General features: G+C 42.6%; 22 protein-coding genes. 9 read left to right on the top strand and 13 right to left on the bottom strand.

Features of this window, described 5'->3' with window-relative positions:
- Positions 1-48: 48 nt before the first annotated feature.
- Positions 49-1,443, top strand: coding sequence for a DUF5723 family protein (locus ACSBL2_RS07220; protein WP_442591006.1), 1,395 nt, complete (start codon positions 49-51; stop codon positions 1,441-1,443).
- Positions 1,444-1,454: 11 nt separating this feature from the next.
- Here the strand turns inward: ACSBL2_RS07220 and tsaB are convergent, their stop codons facing one another.
- The 8 genes from tsaB to ACSBL2_RS07180 all read right to left on the bottom strand — a co-directional run bounded on the left by tsaB (position 1,455) and on the right by ACSBL2_RS07180 (position 6,144).
- A complete protein-coding gene (tsaB, locus tag ACSBL2_RS07215; RefSeq protein ID WP_442591005.1) occupies positions 1,455-2,141 on the bottom strand; it encodes a tRNA (adenosine(37)-N6)-threonylcarbamoyltransferase complex dimerization subunit type 1 TsaB in 687 nt (228 codons plus the stop codon).
- A gap of 25 nt (positions 2,142-2,166) precedes the next feature.
- The gene (gene yidD / locus ACSBL2_RS07210; RefSeq protein ID WP_442591004.1) at positions 2,167-2,397 is read right to left on the bottom strand and encodes a membrane protein insertion efficiency factor YidD; all 231 of its coding nucleotides are present in this window, start codon (positions 2,395-2,397) and stop codon (positions 2,167-2,169) included.
- On the bottom strand, positions 2,384-2,779 hold the full coding sequence (locus ACSBL2_RS07205) for a ribonuclease P protein component (protein ID WP_442591003.1): 396 nt from the start codon (positions 2,777-2,779) through the stop codon (positions 2,384-2,386). Before ACSBL2_RS07205 ends, yidD begins: the two co-directional genes overlap by 14 nt.
- 58 nt (positions 2,780-2,837) lie before the next feature.
- Complete coding sequence (gene rpmH, locus ACSBL2_RS07200; protein ID WP_008241331.1) at positions 2,838-2,996, bottom strand: 50S ribosomal protein L34; 159 nt, start codon at positions 2,994-2,996, stop codon at positions 2,838-2,840.
- A gap of 162 nt (positions 2,997-3,158) precedes the next feature.
- Positions 3,159-3,893, bottom strand: a complete 735-nt coding sequence (locus ACSBL2_RS07195) for a LytR/AlgR family response regulator transcription factor (protein ID WP_442591002.1) — start codon at positions 3,891-3,893, stop codon at positions 3,159-3,161.
- Positions 3,871-4,932, bottom strand: a complete 1,062-nt coding sequence (locus ACSBL2_RS07190; RefSeq protein WP_442591001.1) for a sensor histidine kinase — start codon at positions 4,930-4,932, stop codon at positions 3,871-3,873. The genes ACSBL2_RS07195 and ACSBL2_RS07190 overlap by 23 nt, the downstream gene beginning before the upstream one ends.
- 10 nt (positions 4,933-4,942) lie before the next feature.
- Positions 4,943-5,722, bottom strand: coding sequence for a LiaF transmembrane domain-containing protein (locus ACSBL2_RS07185; RefSeq protein WP_442591000.1), 780 nt, complete (start codon positions 5,720-5,722; stop codon positions 4,943-4,945).
- A gap of 77 nt (positions 5,723-5,799) precedes the next feature.
- Positions 5,800-6,144, bottom strand: a complete 345-nt coding sequence (locus ACSBL2_RS07180) for a LiaF transmembrane domain-containing protein (protein ID WP_442590999.1) — start codon at positions 6,142-6,144, stop codon at positions 5,800-5,802.
- A 422-nt stretch (positions 6,145-6,566) separates the two neighbouring features.
- On the opposite strand from ACSBL2_RS07180, the gene ACSBL2_RS07175 reads away from it, so the two are divergent.
- Positions 6,567-7,451: a ChaN family lipoprotein gene (locus ACSBL2_RS07175; RefSeq protein WP_442590998.1), complete on the top strand. Its 885-nt coding sequence runs from the start codon at positions 6,567-6,569 to the stop codon at positions 7,449-7,451.
- 106 nt (positions 7,452-7,557) lie between these two features.
- Here ACSBL2_RS07175 and mscL read toward each other — a convergent pair whose 3' ends face one another.
- A complete protein-coding gene (mscL, locus tag ACSBL2_RS07170; RefSeq protein WP_442590997.1) occupies positions 7,558-8,007 on the bottom strand; it encodes a large conductance mechanosensitive channel protein MscL in 450 nt (149 codons plus the stop codon).
- A gap of 177 nt (positions 8,008-8,184) precedes the next feature.
- On the opposite strand from mscL, the gene rpoN reads away from it, so the two are divergent.
- Positions 8,185-9,657 carry an RNA polymerase factor sigma-54 gene (gene rpoN, locus ACSBL2_RS07165; RefSeq protein WP_442590996.1) on the top strand — a complete coding sequence of 491 codons (1,473 nt, stop codon included), beginning with the start codon at positions 8,185-8,187 and terminating at the stop codon, positions 9,655-9,657.
- 102 nt (positions 9,658-9,759) lie between these two features.
- On the opposite strand, the gene ACSBL2_RS07160 is transcribed toward rpoN, so the two are convergent.
- Positions 9,760-10,227, bottom strand: coding sequence for a response regulator (locus tag ACSBL2_RS07160; RefSeq protein ID WP_442590995.1), 468 nt, complete (start codon positions 10,225-10,227; stop codon positions 9,760-9,762).
- Between the two features lie 126 nt (positions 10,228-10,353).
- Here ACSBL2_RS07160 and ACSBL2_RS07155 point away from each other — a divergent pair, with 126 nt between their 5' ends.
- The 6 genes from ACSBL2_RS07155 to ACSBL2_RS07130 all read left to right on the top strand — a co-directional run bounded on the left by ACSBL2_RS07155 (position 10,354) and on the right by ACSBL2_RS07130 (position 16,343).
- Positions 10,354-11,508, top strand: a complete 1,155-nt coding sequence (locus ACSBL2_RS07155; RefSeq protein WP_442590994.1) for a ThiF family adenylyltransferase — start codon at positions 10,354-10,356, stop codon at positions 11,506-11,508.
- Positions 11,508-12,215 carry a hypothetical protein gene (locus tag ACSBL2_RS07150; RefSeq protein ID WP_442590993.1) on the top strand — a complete coding sequence of 236 codons (708 nt, stop codon included), beginning with the start codon at positions 11,508-11,510 and terminating at the stop codon, positions 12,213-12,215. The genes ACSBL2_RS07155 and ACSBL2_RS07150 overlap by 1 nt, the downstream gene beginning before the upstream one ends.
- Positions 12,202-14,358 carry a sensor histidine kinase gene (locus ACSBL2_RS07145; RefSeq protein ID WP_442590992.1) on the top strand — a complete coding sequence of 719 codons (2,157 nt, stop codon included), beginning with the start codon at positions 12,202-12,204 and terminating at the stop codon, positions 14,356-14,358. Before ACSBL2_RS07150 ends, ACSBL2_RS07145 begins: the two co-directional genes overlap by 14 nt.
- Position 14,359: 1 nt before the next feature.
- A complete protein-coding gene (locus tag ACSBL2_RS07140; protein ID WP_442590991.1) occupies positions 14,360-15,439 on the top strand; it encodes a hybrid sensor histidine kinase/response regulator in 1,080 nt (359 codons plus the stop codon).
- The gene (locus ACSBL2_RS07135) at positions 15,429-15,854 is read left to right on the top strand and encodes a response regulator (RefSeq protein ID WP_442590990.1); all 426 of its coding nucleotides are present in this window, start codon (positions 15,429-15,431) and stop codon (positions 15,852-15,854) included. Before ACSBL2_RS07140 ends, ACSBL2_RS07135 begins: the two co-directional genes overlap by 11 nt.
- Before the next feature lie 111 nt (positions 15,855-15,965).
- Positions 15,966-16,343 (top strand): hypothetical protein, encoded by a 378-nt coding sequence (locus tag ACSBL2_RS07130; RefSeq protein ID WP_442590989.1) that lies wholly within the window; start codon positions 15,966-15,968, stop codon positions 16,341-16,343.
- Positions 16,344-16,431: 88 nt separating this feature from the next.
- On the opposite strand, the gene ACSBL2_RS07125 is transcribed toward ACSBL2_RS07130, so the two are convergent.
- From ACSBL2_RS07125 to ACSBL2_RS07115, 3 genes are all read right to left on the bottom strand, one after another.
- The gene (locus ACSBL2_RS07125) at positions 16,432-16,968 is read right to left on the bottom strand and encodes an FUSC family protein (RefSeq protein ID WP_442590988.1); all 537 of its coding nucleotides are present in this window, start codon (positions 16,966-16,968) and stop codon (positions 16,432-16,434) included.
- 155 nt (positions 16,969-17,123) lie between these two features.
- Positions 17,124-20,180, bottom strand: a complete 3,057-nt coding sequence (locus ACSBL2_RS07120) for an efflux RND transporter permease subunit (RefSeq protein ID WP_442590987.1) — start codon at positions 20,178-20,180, stop codon at positions 17,124-17,126.
- Positions 20,181-20,200: 20 nt separating this feature from the next.
- Positions 20,201-21,235 (bottom strand): efflux RND transporter periplasmic adaptor subunit, encoded by a 1,035-nt coding sequence (locus tag ACSBL2_RS07115; protein ID WP_442590986.1) that lies wholly within the window; start codon positions 21,233-21,235, stop codon positions 20,201-20,203.
- Positions 21,236-21,253 lie beyond the last annotated feature (18 nt).

Here is a 21,253-nt window from a genome sequence, read left to right as displayed (position 1 = left end):
GCACAATTCCTGTCTAAAAATCAGCATCTTTAGGCAAGTTTTGTTTTTATGGCTAAAAGATACTTCCTCCTCATTTTTCTCTTAATTGCAGTTACACAGCTTAAAGCGCAACAATACGGACTTTTTAACACCAGAACCTTGTTTGATGCCTTTGAAAATCCTGCGCAAAGAGCATTCGTACTCGATTCTTCCCGGCAATATGCCTCTAATTTCCTGCTTCCCTATTTCAATATCGCTGCAGCGAATAAAGGAGATGCAAATTCCACCTTGAAAAGGTTACTTGATGGGGACGGTACTTTTAATACCTCTGGTATTCCTGTCGGAAACCAGGACCGCAATACGGTTATTCAAAATTCAAATATCTATTTACTCACCTTCAGAATTTTCAAATCCTACAAATATCATAAAGAACTCGGATTTTCCTGGCAGGTACGTACAGATGCAAGGGCAGATTATACCAATGAAACCCTGGTTGCGTTTGATGATTACAACAGGTTAGTAGGCTCGGCACCGGGTCTGTTCAATGGAATCGGAGATGTTCAGACCTATCACCAGTTCAGCATCAATTACCGGGAGAACTACAACAAAAGGTTAGCCTTCGGTGCAAAACTGAGCCTGCTGAGTGGTGTCACCTATAACAGGGTAGAGATCGGGGGATCCGAAATCGGAGAAAACCCATTTACCGGTGAGGTACAGATTGGCCTTGCCGCACTTTACCGGACCAACATCCTGGACAAAGAGGAGGTGAATTCAAAATTGTTCATGCCAACATTTAAAAATCCAGGTTTATCCGTTGGTTTAGGTACGACATATACCTCAAAGTCCGGCTTTTTCATGATGGGAAATATCAAAGACCTCGGATTTATCAAGTGGAATAAATCTACCCATTCCATGTATGTAAACGATGTGATTACGCTGGACAATTTAAATCCGGATACGCAAACTGAGCTGAAGGATAAGCTTTACAGGGTACTGAAAGATGCAGATCAGCCAGAAAGTTTCTATACGGCCACCAATGCAAAGGCAGAATTTCTGATCTCCAGGAAATATGGCTTTTACACGCCCAATTTCATCGTTTCAAAAAACCTGTTTTACAAAGGTGGCGATGTGGTACTCGTGAATAATTTTAAATACAATGAGTTTTCAGTAGCCCTCTCCCCCACTTACAACCTGAATGGATTCGGGATGCTGGGTGCACAGGGAATGTACCAGACACCTAACTTCGAATTTTTTATGGGGACAGACAACCTGCTGCGAACGGCAACGCTTCTGAAGAGCTCCGTACAGAAAAATACAGCAGGGGCATCATTTTATATGGGACTGGGGATTAAATTCGGCTATACCGTAGAACATCCGCAAAACTCGAGTTACATGCCAGGCCTTGAAAACGATAAAGAAACCAGTTTCTTCAGCAAGCTATTCGGGATTTTCAAGAAGAAATAAATTTCCGGTAATTACACTTTTTTCTTTGCTGCAGTGATCACGAAATCTTTCAGGTAATAAGGTTCAAAGTAAGCCAGGTCCTCAATTTGGTGGTTGTTAAATGCCTCAAATGCCAGTTCGCTCATATTTGCGGCAGAATTGTAATTCGTCTCATCAAACACAGCATTGGCAGACACGATGGCCGTCCGGCATTTTGCCGCCCCATCTCCGATAAATGTAATCCCATTCGCAGCCAATTCTTCCTGATAGGAAGCTTCGTCGATAATTTTCGCTGTAACCGGTAAAGCAGGGCTTAAATCAGGATGGTACAAAGCGGTGAAAACTTCCATTCTCCTCGCGTCTATCATGGGGCAGATCATCCCCTGGTTATGCTGCTGTGCACGCTGAAATCCCGCAGCCATCATCTTTAGGGTATCTATAGCAATCAATGGTTTATCGAGCGCAAAGCACAAACCCTTTGCCGTAGAAACACCGATCCTAAGCCCAGTGTAAGAACCCGGGCCTTTACTCACTGCAATAGCATCAAGGTCCTGGTAAGATATACCTGCGGTAGCCATCACTTCCTGTATAAATAAAGTAAGGCTGCCAGCATGAATATTCTGAGCGATAAGCTCTTTTAACGCGATAGTTTGACCATCTACAGAAAGTGCGGCCGAACACACTTGTGTAGCCGTTTCAATTTGGAGTATTGTGACCATTGCCGCAAATATAGTTCTTTAAAATTTATGGTACGGGATCATGTCCATGTTCACCCCAGGGATGACATCTTCCAATCCTTTTCAGGGTAAGCCATCCGCCTTTAAAGGGGCCATGCTTTTTAATCGCTTCCATCCCATACTGGGAACAGGTAGGCGTAAAACGGCAATTTGCCCCCAACATTGGTGATAAAAGCCATTGATACAGTTTAATCAGGGCCATAAATATCCATCCGATAGCGTTCTTAAGGAGTTTCATTGGCGTCCATGTTAAGGATTAACTTTTTCAGTGCGGCCTGTAGTTTCTTTTCAAAAAAGGTATACTCGTAGTGCTCTTTTCCAACAAACTGAAGGGAAAGCAGTAACAAGCCCTCCTTCTGTTGGAGAGGCGGATAGAGGACAGCATCTTTCAGCATCCGGTAGGCCTCCCTCGTCCTGCGTTTGATTAAATTTCTATCATGTGCACGTTTGAAACGTTTTTTAGAAACGTTGACCACCACCTGTACAGGGAAATTATTTTCGGCAGTTACCACTAAAAAAGAAACGCGGAAAGGATATAATAAAAAAGAAGAACCGTTTTTGAAGAGGAGATCTAAAGACTTCCTGCTGCATAACCGTTCTTCTTTATGGAATGTTTTCATGTTTTGATCGCAATTTTGCAGAATAGATCTGCTAACACTTAATGTGCTGCAACCAAAATTATGCTTTGTGACGACGTTCGTCAGAAACTGATAATTTCTTTCTTCCTTTTGCGCGGCGAGAAGCTAATACTCTTCTACCGTTTGCTGTAGCCATTCTTTCGCGGAAGCCGTGTTTGTTTCTTCTCTTTCTTTGCGAAGGTTGGAATGTTCTTTTCATAACTGTATTATATCTTAACTATTGTTTTTTTAAATCAGAGGTGCAAATATAGTCTCATTTTTTCTTAAATGCAAATACATTCAGCATGAGTTTTATATTTCATTACAATATATCATCATTTGAGCGGTGGTGCTCCCTGTTATTCAACAGAAAACAACTGGGTTATATCCCTAAAGCCGACTTCAGTTTCATATATCCCGTTTTACTCACTGGCAGCCAGATGTCAGATTTAAGCAGCACCACATAGCTGTCCTTTTCCTTGAGTTCAATTTTATAGACCTGGCTCAGGTTAATGATGTAGGAACGGTGGATACGAATAAACTGTGCACTATCCAGGCTGCGTTCAAAGAAACTCATGGTTTTATTCTTATAAAATATACCTTCCGTAGTACTGAATTTCACCTGGTCATCATCTGCTTCAAGATAGTGGATATCAGAGACAGGAATGATTTTGATGACCCCATTGTTTTTTACCACAACCCTGTTGTTTTGCACAGGATTGACAGCGGCCGACTCCAGCAGCTCCGGGTTGATTTCAGTCTGTTTCAGTTTTGCCGGTAACTTATGCATGGCCTGCTCAAAGCGTTCCTGCTCTATCGGCTTCAGTAAATAATCTACGGCGCTTACCTCAAAAGCCTTAATGGCATATTCATCAAAAGCAGTGGTAAAGATAACGGCCGGGGGGTTATCTACCAGTTCCAGCATCTCAAACCCATTTATTTTGGGCATCTGAATATCCAGGAATATAAAATCGGGCTGGAGCTGCGTGATCGCTTTCAGTCCCTCAAAACCATCATTACATTCTGCCACAATTTCTATATCAGGAAAATTGCCCAGGTAATGTTTCACAATATCCCTTGCCAGGGGTTCATCATCAATGAGTATGGTTCTGATCATTTTTTTGAGGTATTTTAAGCGTTGTTAAATAAATATTATCGGCCGAAGCAGCAGTTTGCAGCAGGTTATGGTCTGCGAAGAGCAAATATAACCTTCTTCTTATAGATGTCAATCCAAATCCTGTTCCTCCTGTGCTTTTCATTGACGGATCGTAAGGATTACTCACCTCCACAATCAGCATTTTGTTTTCGACCTTCACCGTCACGGAAATTAAAATGGCCGAAGAAGTATTATACAGCCCGAATTTAATGGCATTCTCTACAATCGGCTGGAGCAATGTCCCCGGTAAACATAAAGCCAGCGTATCTTCGGCAATATCGACGGAGATGTTCAGACGATGGCTAAACCTTACCTTTTCAATGTCCAGGTACAACTGGATGTATTCCATTTCCTCAGCCACACTTACCCATACTTCATCATCCCGCTTCAGGGTTCCCCTCAGAAAAGAGGCGAGTTTGGTAATCATCAGTCCCGCTTCCTTTGGATTCACAATGGTCAGGGCATACACCGAATTCAGGCTGTTGAACAGAAAATGGGGTTGCAACTGATGTCTCAGTTTATTCAACTCTGCCTCTTTGGCCAGGTTCTGTGCGGCGAAAAGGCGTTCCTGCATTTCCGACTGTTCTTCCAGCCTGTACCACAGTACATTTGACAAACCACACCAGGCCAGAAAGACAAATAAAACGATAAACCTAAATGGCAAGGAAAAATTCAGGAACTCGGTATAGGTCTGGTACTCCTGGAACAGGTTGTTCAACAGGAATTTGCTCATGATACAGATAGCAACAGCCATTGCTACCGCCATGATAATGACAAAGAGGACAATTTCATGTTTTGGCTGATAAAACCTGAGCACCATACTAATGGCCAGACAGGCAAGTGCCAGCAGGACATTGCTGATCAGGCTATCTCCTGCAGAAACCATCCAGTTGAAATTTAAAGTGTAGTAGAACAATAGGACAAAAGCTATTATCCAGGCCAGAAAGAGCGTACCCGCCACTTTCTGGATTTTTCTGCTTAAAAGAGGATTACTGGTCACAATGGCTGATTTAGAAGTTCGTAATACTCATGCCACCAAACAGGGCTAGTCCTTTTAATATGATCACTTTTTCGGGTTCAGCTGCATGTGGCATTACCGTACGTTTATCTTCTATTCCACCGAATATTGCAGTCACCTCAGATTTCACTGCCCAGGTTGGCGGCACAACGATTTTCATCCCGCCAAACACCGCAACAATATCTATGGTTACCTTATCCTCAAAATCAGCATTGATCAGATTCAGTTCGCAGCCTCCGAAAATTGAAATCGCATCCCCTCCTTTAAAGTTCTTGGAGATGATCTTATGATTGCTCCCGCCAAATATATTTACCGCATCTATATAGTCCATTTCATTGACTGAACCGGTGTTGGCTTCAGCGCCATCTGCTGCTGTATCTGTCCCCTGTCCATACTCCCATTCCATTCCGAAATTCAGCGTTTCCTTTTGTTGTTTCTTGGTACGGAATGCCTTCCTGGGCTTAAGAATAAGATAAAGTCCCAGTGCAATAAAGGCAAATGAAAAATAGTATTTAGACATGTTGATATCCGTAATGTCCAATAAGGTAAAATATCCTCCGATCAGCACCATCACCAACCATCCACCGCCATTATACCCCCTTCTGTAGCCTACGGCAAGACCAATGGCAAGGAGGATCGTATGCCAGCTGAACAACCAGTTTGGCATGTGGATACCGAAATTACTCAGTAAGAATACGATACCGATGAGGAGAACGACGATACCGCTCCACATCCTGTTTGAGCGTCCGTCTGTAAGTTTATGTGGTTTCATTGTGTGTGTTTGTGTGTTAGGTATATTGAGCGTAAATTCAGATGAAAATATAGTTGTCCGGCTTGGTCTATTGATCCCTATCCCAGCTGCGCTTTATGACGCAACGGTTGTTTAAGGATGAAATACAGGCCTAAAGTAATCATTGCAAGCGGAAAAAAATAGGAAGAAAGATCGAATTCAGTTATGGCTGACAGGGTGAAATACCCACCGGTGAAAACCATTGCCAACCAGGCATTGCCCTGGAAGTTTTTCCTGATCCCCACAACTACGCCTGCCGCAAGCAAAAAGGTGCTCCAGCTGAATAACCAGTGTGGCATGCTGACGTTGAAATTATCCAAAAGAAAAACAATACCGAAAAGAAGAATAAGCATACCGCTGATCATTCTGTTGGAAAAGTTGGCTGAGTGAAGAAAATTTTTCATGATGATTATTTTTATATTTTAATAAAGGGTTGTTTGTTTTGTATAGTCAAATGTAGCGTGTACTCCCGGAATAGGGAATAGCCTTCTTCCACACCGCGGTAAATTGTCGGTGAACGCCACCTTTTTGGCGGTAAAAATTTCAGCCTTCAAAAAAAGTGCAACACCATTGCTGAAAACAAAATGAAACCATCATGCACCTACCGCTTACAAACAGCAATGAATACCGAGCTGGCGAGTTCTTGAATGCAAATGAAAAACAATAAGCGCTCATCAAAAACGATTATGATCACTTCATCACCGATAAACAGAGCTTTAGCGGGCTCATGAACACAAATAAAATTTAACACTTGTGAATAAACCGCCGAAGGCAGCTTGAAGGCTAAAAAAGAATACATCACTACTGAAAAAACAAATATTTACTAATGAAATCCGTTAATTTGAATATGAATAAATTCAGACTACTGCTCAGCTGCATCTTATCCCCCATGGTACTGATGGCCCAAAACCCCGATTTGCCCTATAAGATCTATGAGGTGAAAAGCAAAAAAACAATTGCCATTCCTGAACTTGTTAAAGCACTGGAAAACACCGATGTCTTTTTCTTTGGGGAGGAGCACAATGATTCTATCGGGCATTTACTGGAAGTGGAGATCTTTGAACAGGCTGTAAAAGCCTACCCAGGAACTGCAATTTCTATGGAAATGTTCTCCACAGATGTACAGCCTGTAATCAATGAATACCTGGATGGCCTTATTTCAGAAAAGAATTTCGTCAAAGAAGCACGTGCATGGAATAATTATAAAGATTACCGGCCTCTAATAGAATTTGCCAAAACAAACAAAGTGGATGTCATCGCTGCAAATGCGGCAACAAGATACAGCAATGCCGTTACCATGAAAGGATTGGAAATCTTGCAGCAATTTCCTGCCGCTTCCAAAAGTTTCCTGCCTCCCCTGCCTATAGATACTGCTGAAGGCAGGTATTATGAAAAGTTCAATGAAACGCTCGGCGGACATACCATGGGCAATATGAAGATCTATCAGACCCAGAATCTCTGGGATGCGACCATGTCCTGGTCCATTGCCAGCTATATCAAATCACACCGCAAAGCGAAGGTTTTCCACCTTAATGGAAGGTTCCATAGTGATGAAAAACTGGGGATTGCCGGGCAATTAAAGAAACATGCAGCCAAACTAAACATCACTACGATTTCCTGTTTTCCTTCAGCAGATTTTGATCAGCCTGACTGGCAGAAACATGGGCATCTTGCAGACTATATCATCATCAGTAAGCCTCTTGATAAATAAAGAAGGCCACTGAGCGGCTTCCTGACCACAAAAATTCAGGGAACAAAAAACCGGATGGCTCATGGAGAATGGAGCCATCCGGTTTTTTTATGCGGCTGATCTGTCCTTATAAAGTTTTGGTTTTTAACAAATCCCTGATTTCAGCCAATAAAACTTCTTCTTTTGATGGTGCAGGAGGAGCTTTTGGTGCTTCTTCCTGTTTACGCTTCATGGCATTGATCCCTTTAACCATCAGGAAGATGATAAAAGCGAGAATCACAAAATTAATCACTTCCGTTGCAAAATTTCCCCAGGCAAATACAGGCCCTGCTTTTTTTACATCTTCCAGTGAAGCTCCCGGATTCGCTGCTACAAATTCCCTTACCTTATCATTTAATGGAAGATAAAAGTTGGTAAAGCCTTTGTCACCTATCAATAAACTGATTGGGGGCATGATCAGGTCGTTCACCATAGAGGTGACAATTTTGCCAAAAGCACCTCCGATGATTACACCGACTGCCAGGTCTATGACGTTACCTTTTACAGCGAATTCCTTAAACTCTTTAATAAAACTCATACTTCAATTTTTTTGATAAGCGATCCTATATAAATATAAAAATATAAACTTTATTGGGAAATAAGGCCATACAATGTAAAAAGTTCCTTTCAATTACAATAATAGCGTAAGTGTGTAGTTTATATCTAAACCAAATGCTTATTTTTGAAACAGGTTATAATACCTTTTCTACACCATATGCTTAAACAACATTTACAACAAAAGTTACTTCAAAAATTATCACCGCAGCAAATTCAGTTTATCAAATTGCTGCAGGTGCCTACCGTTTCCTTAGATACCCGTATAAAAGAAGAATTAGAAGAAAACCCAGCGCTTGAAGATCCGAGTTTAATGATCGCCGAAGAGCCTAAGGGAGAATATGATGATTTAAATGATACACCGGAAGACTATGATGGTGGTTCAAAAGAAGAAAATAATGATGAATTCAATGTAGACGATTATCTGCAGGACGACAGTCCCAATGACTACAGCACGTCTTACAATAACAGTGATGATGACGAGGAGAAAAAAGAGACGCCCATAGCCATTGAGAGTACTTTTTTTGAAAGCCTGCAGGAACAACTGGACCTGGTTCCCCTGTCTGATGAAGATTTTATCATTGGCAAGCAGATCATTGGCAGCCTGGATGATGACGGTTACCTGAGAAGGCCAGTGACTTCCATGATTGATGACCTTGCTTTTTCACAGAATATCATGGTTGAAGAAGAGGATGTCCTGGAAATGCTTAAAGTGATCCAAAGCTTTGACCCTCCAGGTATTGCGGCGAGGGACTTACAGGAATGCCTGACCTTGCAGTTGAAACGCAAGGACCCGCTGAATCCGATTATCCAGAAAGCCATTCAGATCGTTGAAAATTACCTGGATGAATTTACCAGGAAACACTATGATAAACTGGAAAAATCACTGGGACTCAGCAGTGAGGACCTGAAAGAGATCATTGCTGAAATTCTGCGCCTTAACCCTAAACCAGGAGATTCCAACCAGGTCACGACAAAACAGCTGCAGGTGATCCCTGATTTTCATATCAGCAATAATGATTCGGTACTGATTCTTACCCTCAACTCAAAAAATGCACCTGAACTAAGGGTAAGCCGTTCTTACATCGATATGTTTGAACACTATGATAAAGCTGCCCAGAAGGATAAAAAATTAAAAGAGGCCGTACAGTTTGTAAAGCAAAAGCTGGATTCTGCAAAATGGTTTATCGATGCCATCAAACAAAGACAGCAAACCCTGCTCAAAACCATGAATGCCATTATGCAATACCAGTATGAGTATTTGCTGACCGGAGATGAACGCAAGATGCGTCCGATGATCCTGAAAGATATTGCAGATAAAATTGACATGGATATCTCTACGGTATCCAGGGTAGCGAATTCCAAATATGTGCAGACAGAATTCGGAACCTTCCTCCTGAAATCTTTCTTCTCGGAAGCCATTCAGACTGAATCCGGTGAGGAGGTTTCCAATAAAGAGGTCAAAAAAATCCTGGAAGATTGTATCGGTAACGAAGACAAACGTAAACCCCTGGCAGATGAAAAACTGACCGAGATCTTAAAAGAACAAGGTTATAACATCGCAAGAAGAACCGTAGCAAAATACAGGGAGCAGATGAATATTCCTGTGGCAAGATTACGCAAAGAGTTGTAATACACCTGAGCGTTTCGGATTCCATGTACAACTAAAAAGGCCCTTGAAGGGCCTTTTTAGTTGTACATCTGTACTAAACTATGTATTGTTCCAGGGCAAAAACTAAGAAAGCAGGTTTTGTCTCAACAGGAATTCCAGTTGTTTATTGGCTACCAGTAAAGCTTCTGTAAGTTCCCTGTTTTCCTTCCGTAAAGAGTAGATTTCAAATGCTTTTTCGATGTTTATCCTCAGATCTTCATCCATCCAGGGTTTTTGGATGTATTTATACACCTGTCCTTTGTTAATGGCATCAATCACGGCATTGATATCAGCATATCCGGTTAAAAGTATTCGGATTGGATCAGGAAAAGCAGGAATAATGGATTCCAGGAACTCTATTCCTGTAGTCACAGGCATCCTTTGGTCGGTAATAATGACATGAATCAACTGCTGCTCTAAAATAGCCCTTCCTTCAACAGCAGACTCGGCAGTAAATACATTAAATTTTCTCCTAAATCCAGCTTTAAAAGAATTAAGATTATGAACTTCATCATCTACATAAAGAACATTGATTGAGGTGTCAGAATTCATTGAATTTTATCGATTTTTTTGTTAAATATATTGCTTTTATAAGTTCAAAAAAACTAATTTCGGATAAAAATTATTTGCAATCCGACCGCTGATAATTTTTCTATAACTCCCTTACAAAATTTTAAAATGGATAAAATCAACTCAAGTCTACTTTCTACCAACCAGTCAATGAGTTATCGCCCGGTTTTTTTTAGAAACGTCTCTCCTGCCGCGGAAACTGAGCTAAAAGCTTTTATCAACACAAAAAAAGATATCACCATTTATGATACGATCAGAACGCAGCTTACAGAACTGATCCGGTTAAATCATCCCCAGAAAAAACTCAGTGCTGAAGAATCAGCACAACTTATTACAGCCCATGTGAACGGGAATATAGACAACTATGGTGTCTGGATTTACTTTCCCTGGTCCAATAAGCTGGTACATACTTTAGATGAAAAAGAATTTGCCCAGGTAAGGACCAGCAGAAATGTATATAAAATCACTCCTGAAGAAATAGACACCCTTAAAACCAAGAAAATAGGCATTATCGGATTATCGGTAGGCCAGAGTATTGCCATGACACTGGCCATGGAGAGGACCTGCGGTGAATTGCGCCTGGCAGATTTCGATGAGATAGAACTCAGCAATATGAACAGGATCAGGGTGAATATACAGGACCTGGGTTTGAACAAGGCCATTGTTGCTGCAAGACAGATCGCGGAACTCGACCCTTTTATCAAGGTGGTTTGTTATACGGAAGGAATTACCAATGACAATATCGACGACTTTTTTACGCAGGATGGAAAGCTTGATATCCTTGTGGAGGAATGCGATGGTATTGATATCAAGATCCTGAGCCGTATAAAGGCAAAAGCACTGGGAATCCCAGTGGTGATGGACACCAATGATAAGGGAATGCTGGATGTGGAACGGTTTGATCTTGAACCGGAACGTCCAATTTTCCACGGCAAAGTGAACGATCTGGAAGAATTGAGTGCTGAAGAACTCAATTCCCGGTTAAACAGCTTAACCATTCCGGAAAAAATAGGCTACCTGGCCAAAATCATCGGTTTTGAGAATTTATCTGAAGCCATGAAAACCTCTGTAGCCGAAATGAATAAAACTATTGTCGGCTGGCCACAGATTGCCTCTGCAGTAACCCTTGGTGGAGCCATGATTACGGATGTCAGCAGAAAGATACTGCTCCAGCAATTCACCGCTTCCGGAAGATATTTTGTCGATTTTGACGAGCTCTTCACAGACCAGTTTAACACCATCAATCATACAACCCGTAATTAATGATACATATCAGAACATTCAGAGCTCCGGATGATCCGGAAGCGTGCTCAAAGTTTATTGTTGGCCACAAAAGATTACTTGAACTTTATGGAATTACACAGATTACCTCCAATGTACAGGAATGGGTAGAGGATTATAAAACTATCGTTATCCTGGTGGAAGATAAAGAAACCAAGTTCGTCTATGGCGGGGCAAGGATCCAGCTTAAAACAGACCGTTTTGAACTTCCGATCTCTTCAGCCATCGGGCGTTACGATGCCAAGATATACGATATGATCAACGCTGATGACCAGCGTGGAGGTACCTGTGAACTCTGTGGACTGTGGAATTCAAGGGAGGTTGCAGGTATGGGTATCGGGAGCCATGTACTGGCCCGTGTGGGATCGGTATTGTCGGCCAAGCTGCCCATTGTCAGCCTTTTCGTATTGTGTGCCCCTGCAACGGTAAGAATGGGGAAACGCGTTGGTTGCGTGGTGGAAACCTCATTGGGAAATAACGGACTATTCTATTATCCCAAAGAAGACCTTGTGGCCACGGCTATGCGTTTGAGGGACTGGAATGACCTGAGCAATGCAGATGATTCAGAGCGTGAAAAAATCATATCTTTGAGAGAAAACATGCACCAGGTGATTGAAGAAAGAGGCCCTAAAGGAGTATATCAACTGGAATATAACTTAGATATCCCCAACTTACATGATGCAGTATAAAAAAATACTTTTTTTATTATTCGCATTCGTATTCCACTATTGTTCCGCTTATTCCGGAGATCAAGATGGGATCCTGAATTTCCGGAATGGAAATGAAATCCTGAGGATTGACCATGACATCTTTATTTTTAAAGACCCGTCGCGGACACTCGGCATCAATGAAGTGATCCATAAAAATTTTGTCAGGATTGACCAGGAAGTCCCGAATTTAGGCATCACCGCCGACAGGATCTGGGTAAAGTTTACCATTCGTAACCAGAGTCCCGAAGAAAACCTGCTCCTGGTCATTGCCCAGCCGGCAATCGACAGCATTACCTTATACCGCTCATTTCAGCATCAGATTTTCCATTCTGCCAATCTTGGGAAATACAGGCCCTTCCATGAGCGCATCGTTGACAATCCCAATTATGTTTTTCCGGTGAGTATTCCCAAAAATACCGAGGAAACATTTTATATCAGCATTAACTCTACAGACCAGATTCAGTTACCCATCAGCATAGGCACGCAGCGGTCTGTCCTTGAAAATGACAATAACCGAAATATCCTTTTCGGGATTTATGCAGGGGTGATTCTGATCATGATTTTATACAACCTGTTTATCTCTTTCACCGTAAAAGATTCCAGTTATCTCTATTATATCATCTACATCTTTTTTGTAGGGCTGACACAGGCGACATTTCAGGGTTATGCATTTAAGTTTCTCTGGCCGGATAGTCCCTGGCTGGCGATAAACAGCTCTATGCTGGTTCCTTTTTTCTCCGGAATCTCTACAGCGGAATTCCTGAAAAGATTCCTGCAGACAAAGCGCAGTACTCCGGCTCTGCACAGGGGGATCAATATGTTTATCATCTTATACATAGTTGTATTGGTCTTATGGATGTCGGGCTTCCATGCCATTAGTATCCAATGCCTCCAGATCCTGGCCATGTTTGGATCCTTATATTTCCTCTATGTGGCCAATGCAATCAGGCAGCAAGGCTCCCGTCCCGCCTTGTTTTTCCTTGTCGCCTATACCATATTCATGTTTTGCGTGGTCATATTTGTCCTCCGCAATTTCAACATTGTAACGTATAATCTCTTTACTTCCTATATCCTGGAAATCGGATCCGTGATCCAGATTACCTTACTTTCCTTTGCGCTGGCAGATAAAATCAATATCTTCAGGAAAGAGAATGAGCAGGCCCAAGAACAGGCCTTAAGGGTATCCAAAGAAAATGAGCGTCTGATACGTGAACAAAACATTGAATTGGAAATCCAGGTAAATAAACGTACCGAAGAATTACAAAACTCTAACAGTACCCTTAACCATACCCTCACTGAATTAAAAGAAGCACAATCGCAGTTGGTGGATGCAGAGAAAATGGCAAGCCTGGGACAATTGACAGCTGGTATTGCACATGAGATCAATAATCCGATCAACTTTGTCACTTCCAATATCAAACCGCTGGAATTAGACATCAACGACCTCTATGATGTCATCCAAAAATACGAGGACCTGGATCCAGGTAAAGACATCAATGCGCAGCTTGCTGAAGTGGAGGCCTTCAAAAAGTCTATCGATGTTGATTTCATCAAGACCGAAATCAACTCACTCCTTTCAGGAATAGGTGAAGGAGCCAAAAGGACTGCCGAGATCATCAGGAGCCTCAAAAATTTCAGCCGTCTGGATGAAAGTGATACCAAACCGGTCGACCTGAATGAGGGCCTGGATTCTACCCTGATCCTCTTGAGGAGCCAGGTTCCACCCAACGTTACTATCGTCAAAAACTTCCAGACTTTACCATTGGTGGAATGCCTCCCGGGTAAAATCAACCAGATTTTCATGAACCTCATTACCAATGGTATCCATGCCATCCGTCTCAAGGGAAAACCTGAGCAGAAAGAAGAGCTGGCCATCAGCACCTGGCAGGAGGGTGAATATGTTAAAATCAGTATCAAGGACAGTGGAATTGGGATGTCAGAGGAAATCAGGCAAAAGATATTTGAGCCGTTTTTCACGACCAAGCAGGTGGGTGAAGGAACCGGTTTAGGACTGTCTATTGTCTTTAGTATCATAGAAAAACATAGAGGCCAGATTGATGTTTTTACAAAAGTAGATTTTGGTACAGAATTTATTATTACATTGCCTTTAAACATCAATTGATATGACGCCTTCCCCTGTTAAAATTTTATATATTGACGACGAGGAAAATAATCTGCTGGCCTTTAAAGCGAGCTTTAGGAGACTCTATGAGATATATACCGCAAAATCTGCTGAAGAAGGTTTAAAAATCCTGGAAAATCTACCTGTAGAAGTCATTATTGCAGACCAGAAAATGCCTGGAATCACAGGGGTTGAATTTTTCAAGAGTATTGCCTATTCCTATCCGGATCCCATCAGGATTCTTTTAACAGGGTACACTGATATTGCAGCATTGGCTGATGCCATTAACCACGGGGACATTTACAGGTACATTACAAAGCCCTGGAATGACCTGGAACTGCATAATTCTATAAAAAATGCGTATGATGCCTACCGCTCAAAGATCGATTTAAGGAATAAAATCAAAGAACTGGAAAAAACGAATGATGAGCTAAATCGTTTCATTTACAGTATTTCCCATGAGCTGAGGGCACCACTGGTATCTGTCATCGGCATTGTCAACCTGGTGAAAATGGAAGGTTTATACCATTCCAGCGGGGAATACTGGGAACTGATAGAATCCTGCTCCAATAAGCTGGATTATTATATCCAGAAAACGCTGCAGTATTATAAAAACAATAAAGTGGAGACGATCCACACTGAAGTAAATTTCCAGAAACTGGTTGATGATATCATTGCCTTATATGCCTACAACCATAAGGATACACAGTTTAAAGTCAATATCAACCAGCCACACAAATTCATAGGGGATTCTTTCCGGATTGAAGTGATTCTGGGCAATTTAATTTCAAATGCGATTAAATACCAGAAGAACAATGAGACGGAAAAAATGGTAGAAATATCAATCTCCGTAAGCCATAGCGTAGCCGAAATATCAATTGCAGACAATGGATTGGGTATTTTGAATGAACACCTGGAGAAAATTTTCACGCAATTCTTCAAGAGTAAAAATAATAAAGGAAGCGGGTTAGGCCTGTTTATTGTCAAGGAAGCGCTGAACAAGATCAATGGTAAGATCTCGGTAAGCTCCAATATAGATTATGGTACCACTTTCAAAATAACAATTCCGAATGCCTGTTAAAGTATCAAGACCGCTCAAAGTAATGCTGATTGATGATAACATAATTGATTTAAAAATTAATTCAAAGATCATTACGATTACAGGTCTGTTCGACGAAATCATCATGTGCCAGTCTGCTGAAGAGGCCATCGCCTATTTTCAGGACCATGCTGCACAACCTGACCAGTTACCGAACCTGATACTGCTCGACATTCAAATGCCGGAAATGGATGGATTTGAATTTCTTGAACAATACAAAGGTTTTCCTGAAATATTAAAAGGAAAAACATCAATTGCCATGCTTTCCTCTACGCTTGACTTTGGTGATATCCGCAGAGCGGAAGCCAATTCCTATGTCATCCAGCTGCTGAAAAAACCCCTGATGACCGCAAATGTACAGGCCATCTTTGAAAAGAGTTTCAAAGTAGTTGAGTAGTTCAGGAAGCCCGTCCCAGACAATCAATTCCCAGCACGTTACTGCTCCTAAATAGTGGTCTGCATCTGGCATTATTTCTGCCCTAATGCAGGTATAACCTTTAACGCGCTCATGAAAAATACCATAAGTCTCATCCTTTTAATCTGCTGTACTTCACTTCTATTTACCAGTTGTTCAAAAGAAACAGCTATGGATCCGCTCTCTACCGTCCTCTTCCCAAAAGATGGCATTATCCGCATTGAATGTTCGGACTGTTCCTTAACCTATACCGTATTAAAAGATAATTACGCGATAAATGTAGCTAATAGTGAAGACATTAAGTTTTCATACGTATCCAGTTTTGAACTAAAAACAAGTGTGAATTCAAAAACAAAACAAAATATCCGCTTAGCCATATTTGATTCCCGGGGAAGAATCGTTTCAAATGAACTCAGCACAGTGGAAGAAGGAACTTCAAAAGTGAATACTTTTAGCATCAAAGCAGATTAATTACAGTTGCAGATGAACAGCCGCTACCCCTCCTGAGTGCGCGGCAACCTCATCCGGGATGTAGAATATTTGATTGGGGATGGGGATTTTATTCCCCTCCTGTGTCCATCACTTCAGTTAAAGACTCCTCTTTCTGAAATCGCTTATTAAATATTTTTAGGATCACATTAAATAACAGGGTAAGTCCCAGGGCGACCGTACAGCCAACAACGACACAACCTACGCGCTCCAGGGCCACCAGCCATTCCCGGTGGCTTTCTTCGGTGACAATCACAATAACCAGGGCGGCCAATGCGCTTCTTAATACTGCAGTAATCCTCAGCAGGGTACCCGCAATAATGGTAATGGCCACACCTGCACACAGGATGATCATCGAGGATACATGGATCGGGTACAGGCAAAGGGCAACCCCACAGCCCAGCATATTGGCAATGATCCTGTCATACGCCAGCTTATTGCTGTTATCAGGTGAGATCGTGATGACAACGGAGACCATCGACCAGTAAAATGGATATGCAGGAACTTCCTTATAAAGGATGTAGCAGATAATTATTCCAATGATGCATTTCAGCAGGTATAGGGATGTTGAAATGGTCAATGGAGACACAGTGTATTTCGCCTTCACAATTTTCCGGTAAAAGATTAAAAATGCAAAGATAGTACACTACGGTATGGAATATATAACCCGTATCACAATCTTTAAAAATTTCAGGTCTACAGGATAGGTCTGCACTGAATCTGCATCCCTATCCTGTAGACCGGGTTTTAAGTTCCGCGGGGTTAGGCTATATTCATTTCCACCTTGGGAGGCAGCAATTTATACATCACCGGGGTAACCAGCCTTGACAACAGGGTGGAGCTCAGTAAACCTCCAATTAATACCAATGCCAATGGAGAATACAATTCGCTGTATTCAATCACCAGTGGCAGTAAACCTCCTATTGCAGTAAGGGAAGTCAGCAATATAGGTACAAACCTGATTTCCCCGGCTTCTATAATTGCATCTTCCACACTTCTTCCATCTGCACGCAACTGATTGGTAAAATCTACCACCAGCAATGAATTTTTCACTTCAATCCCCACCAAAGCTATAAAGCCTATCGTAGCCGTGAACGACAGGGTTTCACCGCTGAGGTACAGCATGATCAGGCCACCAACAATCCCCAGGGGAATCACGGAGAGCACAATCAAAATACTTTTAAAAGTCTTGAATTCCAGGATCAATACCCCTAAAAATCCGAATACCGTAACGATAAGAATGATACCGAGATTGCCAAAACTTTCTTCCTTACTCTCCTTCTCCCCCGCCACTGTAAAGGAAAAACCTTTTGGAAATTTATAGGCATTCAGCTTCGCCGTGATCTGCTGGTCAAGCTGCTCCACATTGTACCCTGGTTTAACAAACGCAGAGATGGTCACATACCTGTCCTTGTCATAGTGCCTGATCTGGTTGGGGAGACTTTCAAAGCCGATGGAGACTACATTTTTCAGGGGGATGCTCTTTCCAGAGGAGGAGGGCACGTACAGCCTGTCGAACATACTCAGGTCCTGTATCGTCCCCTTCCGGGGAATGGAAACATTGACATGATAACTATCTGCTTTTCCTTCATCTTCCCTATAGGTAGCCACATTCAAACCCGCAGCCCCTAACCTGACTGTCTTATCAATATCTTCAGAAGACACCCCCAGCAAACCTGCTTTTTCCTTATTGATGGTGACCTTAAGGTCAACCGGCCTGACCAGCAGCGGATTATTGACATAGATTGTTCCCTCCACCTTTCCAATCATTGCGGCCACCTCAACTGCGGTCTGACGGAGCGCTGTCAGGTCTTCCGCATACAAGCGGTAAGCCAGCGGAGCCTCTACCGGTGGTCCCTGTTCAAAATCTTTCACTTTAATTACTGCCCCGGGATATATTTCCAGCTGTTTCCTTAGTTTTTCAATCACTTCTACTTTTTCCCGTGTATTCAAACCTTCCACCTGCACAAAAATCTCGGCAAAGTTTTCACTCTCATTATGGGGGATTACGTTGTAATAAATCAGTGGATTCCCTTTGCCGACATTACTGGAAAACGAGCTGATTTCAGGTACGGCCTTTAATTTCGATTCCACCTCACGGGTAACTTTATCCGTGGCATTTAAATTTGTCCCTTCAGGTGTCTCAATCTGGATCAGGAACATGGGTTTTTCAGATTTAGGGAACAAACTGCTGCCGATTAAGGGAACCAGCAATAGCGAACCGATAAATATGCCACCAATGATCAGGAGGGTGAACACAGGGTTTGCCAATGCTTTGTTCAATACTCTTCCATAGGTGGTATGAATTCCTTTTTTGAGCATCCTCAGCAGGAAATTTCCTTCTTCACTTTCATGGGGCTTAAGGATAATACTGGCCAGGAAGGGAACAACAGTTAAAGAAACAAGCATGGAGGCCAGGATGGTCGTGATTACAGAAAGGGGTAAACTGCGGATGAATTCACCTGCAGCCTCCGGTAAGAAAACAATAGGCATAAAGGCAAAAATAAGCAGTACCGTACAGCCCACGACTGCAATACCAATCTGCGAGGTGGCCTTGATAGCCGCTTCTACTTTCCCATAGCCCATACGCAGGTAACGTTCAATATTTTCCACCACCACAATACTGTCGTCGACAAGAATTCCCAGTGCGACAATCATCCCGACAATGCTCAGTTGGTTCATGTTGTATCCCAGCAGGTTCATTAAGGTCAAACCGATCGCGAGGGATAAGGGAATAGAAATCATGACCACCACCGATGCCCTGGTGCCCAAAGGCAACAGCGTCACCAGGACCAGCAGAATGGCAATACCAAAGTCCCTCGAAAAATGGGACAACCTGATGTCTACACTTTTTGCCTGGTCGAAGACTTTCACCAGGTCTATATTTCCGGGCAATTCCTTCTGGAAAGCAGCGGTAACCAGGGCCACTTTATCCTGCACATCAATAATGTTTTCCTTGTCTTTCAGACTGGCATTGACAAAAGAGCTCCTGAAACCATTTAACCGTGTAATATGGGTTTCGTCTTCATAACCCAGGCTAACCTCAGCTACATCTTTCAGGTAAAGTACTTTTCCTGCAGCGCTGAATACGACGGTGTTTTTCACTTCCTCCAGCGTACTGTAATTGCCACTGGTTTTAATGTTCAGCTTTTTGTCGGCCATCGTGATGCTCCCTCCTGGGATATTCACATTCTCACTCTGAAGTGCTGCAATGATATGGTTTTGCGTAAGTTTTTCCTCCGCTATTTTCTGCAGGTTCAACCGTACATTCACCTGGCGTTCCGGAACGCCTACATAATCTACTTTCTTCAGTGCCGGAATTTTCTCGAGTCTCTCTTTTAACTCTTTTGCATATTTTTTCAGGGTAGCGCCGGAGCTATTTTCGCTGACCAGAGCAAACTGATAGATGCTGACATCAGAAGGGATCTGTTTTTTGATACGCAGGTCGGCAATATCCGCAGGCAAACTACTTTTAAGGCTATTGATCTCGCGTACCACCTCCTGGTATTTATCGTCGGGATCAGCACTATATTTATACTGGATTTCAATCACCGCCAGACCATTGCTGATATTGGTAACGATATGTTTGATATTGTCGAGCTCATTGATCTTTTTTTCTATGGGCTCGACCACCAGCTGTTCCATATCCTTTGGATTGGTACCCGGATAGACCACCACGACAGTAAAATTCGGGGCATTAACCTCGGGGTCTTCACTCCGCGGCATTGTGAACATGGAGTAAATGCCCAGTGCCAGTACCGCTATGAAAACCACAAGGGTGAACTGGTAATTCTTTACGGCAAATTCAGGTAATTTCATCGGTAATTATTTATTTTTTGCTATTTAATTATTTTAACCAGGGAACCATCCGTCAGGTAAGCAGATCCTTCCCTGATGACGGTATCGGCTGCGGCCAGTCCTGAAGAGAGGAATACCTTATCCCCTTTTAAATAAGCCACCTTAACCGGCTTCTTCAGGGCTTTGTTTCCTGAGGTGATGAAGACATAGGCACTGTCATTTTTCCCCTCCACCAATGCGTCCATGGGTACAGACAATAAATCGGCTTTGCCCTGAGGATAGATCTTCACATTCGCAAATAATCCTGATACCAGTGTCACCTTACCCGGATCCAGACGTACTTCCACCTGGTACAGTCCGGAACTATTGTCACTTCCCTGCGCCAGGGACTTCAGGGTTCCTGAGAATGTCTGCGGATAGGCATCAAAGCTGATCTCTGCCCGTTCATTCCCCGTCATTCTTGCCCGGTCCTTGTCGGTAATGCCGCATTTAATGATCCAGTCTTTTTCCGCTGTCCCGCCAATCAATACTACCGGACTTCCCCCGGCTACCTGCTCTCCTTCATTCACATATTTTTTAAGTACAACGCCGGTTGTACTGGCAATGATAGTCGACTGCCCGGCATTGAATTGTGCAATCTCCAATTGCTTTTTAGCGATGGTCAGGGCGGTCTGCATATGTTCATACTGCTCTTTTGTACTCACGCTATCTTTATATAAATTGCTGATGCGCTGTGCATCTCTCAAAGCCTTGTTAAAATTCTCCCTGGCCTGGCTCAGCTGTGCATTAATTTCTGTAAGATTCAGTCGGGCCAGTACCTGTCCCTTCCGTACCCGGTCTCCTTCTTTAACCAGGATGCTGTGAATGATGCCGCCGCTTTTAAAGGAGAGGTTACTTTGCTGATCGGACGATAGCAGTCCTGAAGTTTCCAGCGGTTCTTTTTCCTGAAGCGAAGTAGCAGAAATTACCTTTACAGGGATGCTGGGATCTACTTTTTCAGCAGGTTTTGGTTGACGGCAACCCATTACCGTGATCCCTGCTGACAGCAGCAGCACAGAAAAGTGAATATGTTTCATATGTTGGAGTTTTATAGA

Source organism: Pedobacter sp. AW31-3R (assembly GCF_052180285.1).
GTDB lineage: Bacteria > Bacteroidota > Bacteroidia > Sphingobacteriales > Sphingobacteriaceae > Pedobacter.
Note: the sequence above shows the minus strand (reverse complement) of the source record. Positions and strands in the feature narration are given on the sequence as shown.

Excerpts from the sequence above, each read along its gene's own strand:
- ACSBL2_RS07135 (WP_442590990.1), top strand. The coding sequence starts at position 15,429 with ATGCCTGTTAAAGTATCAAGACCGCTCAAAGTAATGCTGATTGATGAT.
- ACSBL2_RS07140 (WP_442590991.1), top strand. The coding sequence starts at position 14,360 with ATGACGCCTTCCCCTGTTAAAATTTTATATATTGACGACGAGGAAAAT.
- rpoN (WP_442590996.1), top strand. The coding sequence starts at position 8,185 with ATGCTTAAACAACATTTACAACAAAAGTTACTTCAAAAATTATCACCG.
- ACSBL2_RS07130 (WP_442590989.1), top strand. The coding sequence starts at position 15,966 with ATGAAAAATACCATAAGTCTCATCCTTTTAATCTGCTGTACTTCACTT.
- ACSBL2_RS07180 (WP_442590999.1), bottom strand. The coding sequence starts at position 6,144 with ATGAAAAATTTTCTTCACTCAGCCAACTTTTCCAACAGAATGATCAGC.
- ACSBL2_RS07160 (WP_442590995.1), bottom strand. The coding sequence starts at position 10,227 with ATGAATTCTGACACCTCAATCAATGTTCTTTATGTAGATGATGAAGTT.
- ACSBL2_RS07145 (WP_442590992.1), top strand. The coding sequence starts at position 12,202 with ATGATGCAGTATAAAAAAATACTTTTTTTATTATTCGCATTCGTATTC.
- ACSBL2_RS07185 (WP_442591000.1), bottom strand. The coding sequence starts at position 5,722 with ATGAAACCACATAAACTTACAGACGGACGCTCAAACAGGATGTGGAGC.
- ACSBL2_RS07205 (WP_442591003.1), bottom strand. The coding sequence starts at position 2,779 with ATGAAAACATTCCATAAAGAAGAACGGTTATGCAGCAGGAAGTCTTTA.
- tsaB (WP_442591005.1), bottom strand. The coding sequence starts at position 2,141 with ATGGTCACAATACTCCAAATTGAAACGGCTACACAAGTGTGTTCGGCC.
- ACSBL2_RS07220 (WP_442591006.1), top strand. The coding sequence starts at position 49 with ATGGCTAAAAGATACTTCCTCCTCATTTTTCTCTTAATTGCAGTTACA.
- yidD (WP_442591004.1), bottom strand. The coding sequence starts at position 2,397 with ATGAAACTCCTTAAGAACGCTATCGGATGGATATTTATGGCCCTGATT.
- mscL (WP_442590997.1), bottom strand. The coding sequence starts at position 8,007 with ATGAGTTTTATTAAAGAGTTTAAGGAATTCGCTGTAAAAGGTAACGTC.
- rpmH (WP_008241331.1), bottom strand. The coding sequence starts at position 2,996 with ATGAAAAGAACATTCCAACCTTCGCAAAGAAAGAGAAGAAACAAACAC.
- ACSBL2_RS07150 (WP_442590993.1), top strand. The coding sequence starts at position 11,508 with ATGATACATATCAGAACATTCAGAGCTCCGGATGATCCGGAAGCGTGC.
- ACSBL2_RS07195 (WP_442591002.1), bottom strand. The coding sequence starts at position 3,893 with ATGATCAGAACCATACTCATTGATGATGAACCCCTGGCAAGGGATATT.
- ACSBL2_RS07175 (WP_442590998.1), top strand. The coding sequence starts at position 6,567 with ATGAAATCCGTTAATTTGAATATGAATAAATTCAGACTACTGCTCAGC.
- ACSBL2_RS07120 (WP_442590987.1), bottom strand. The coding sequence starts at position 20,180 with ATGAAATTACCTGAATTTGCCGTAAAGAATTACCAGTTCACCCTTGTG.
- ACSBL2_RS07155 (WP_442590994.1), top strand. The coding sequence starts at position 10,354 with ATGGATAAAATCAACTCAAGTCTACTTTCTACCAACCAGTCAATGAGT.
- ACSBL2_RS07115 (WP_442590986.1), bottom strand. The coding sequence starts at position 21,235 with ATGAAACATATTCACTTTTCTGTGCTGCTGCTGTCAGCAGGGATCACG.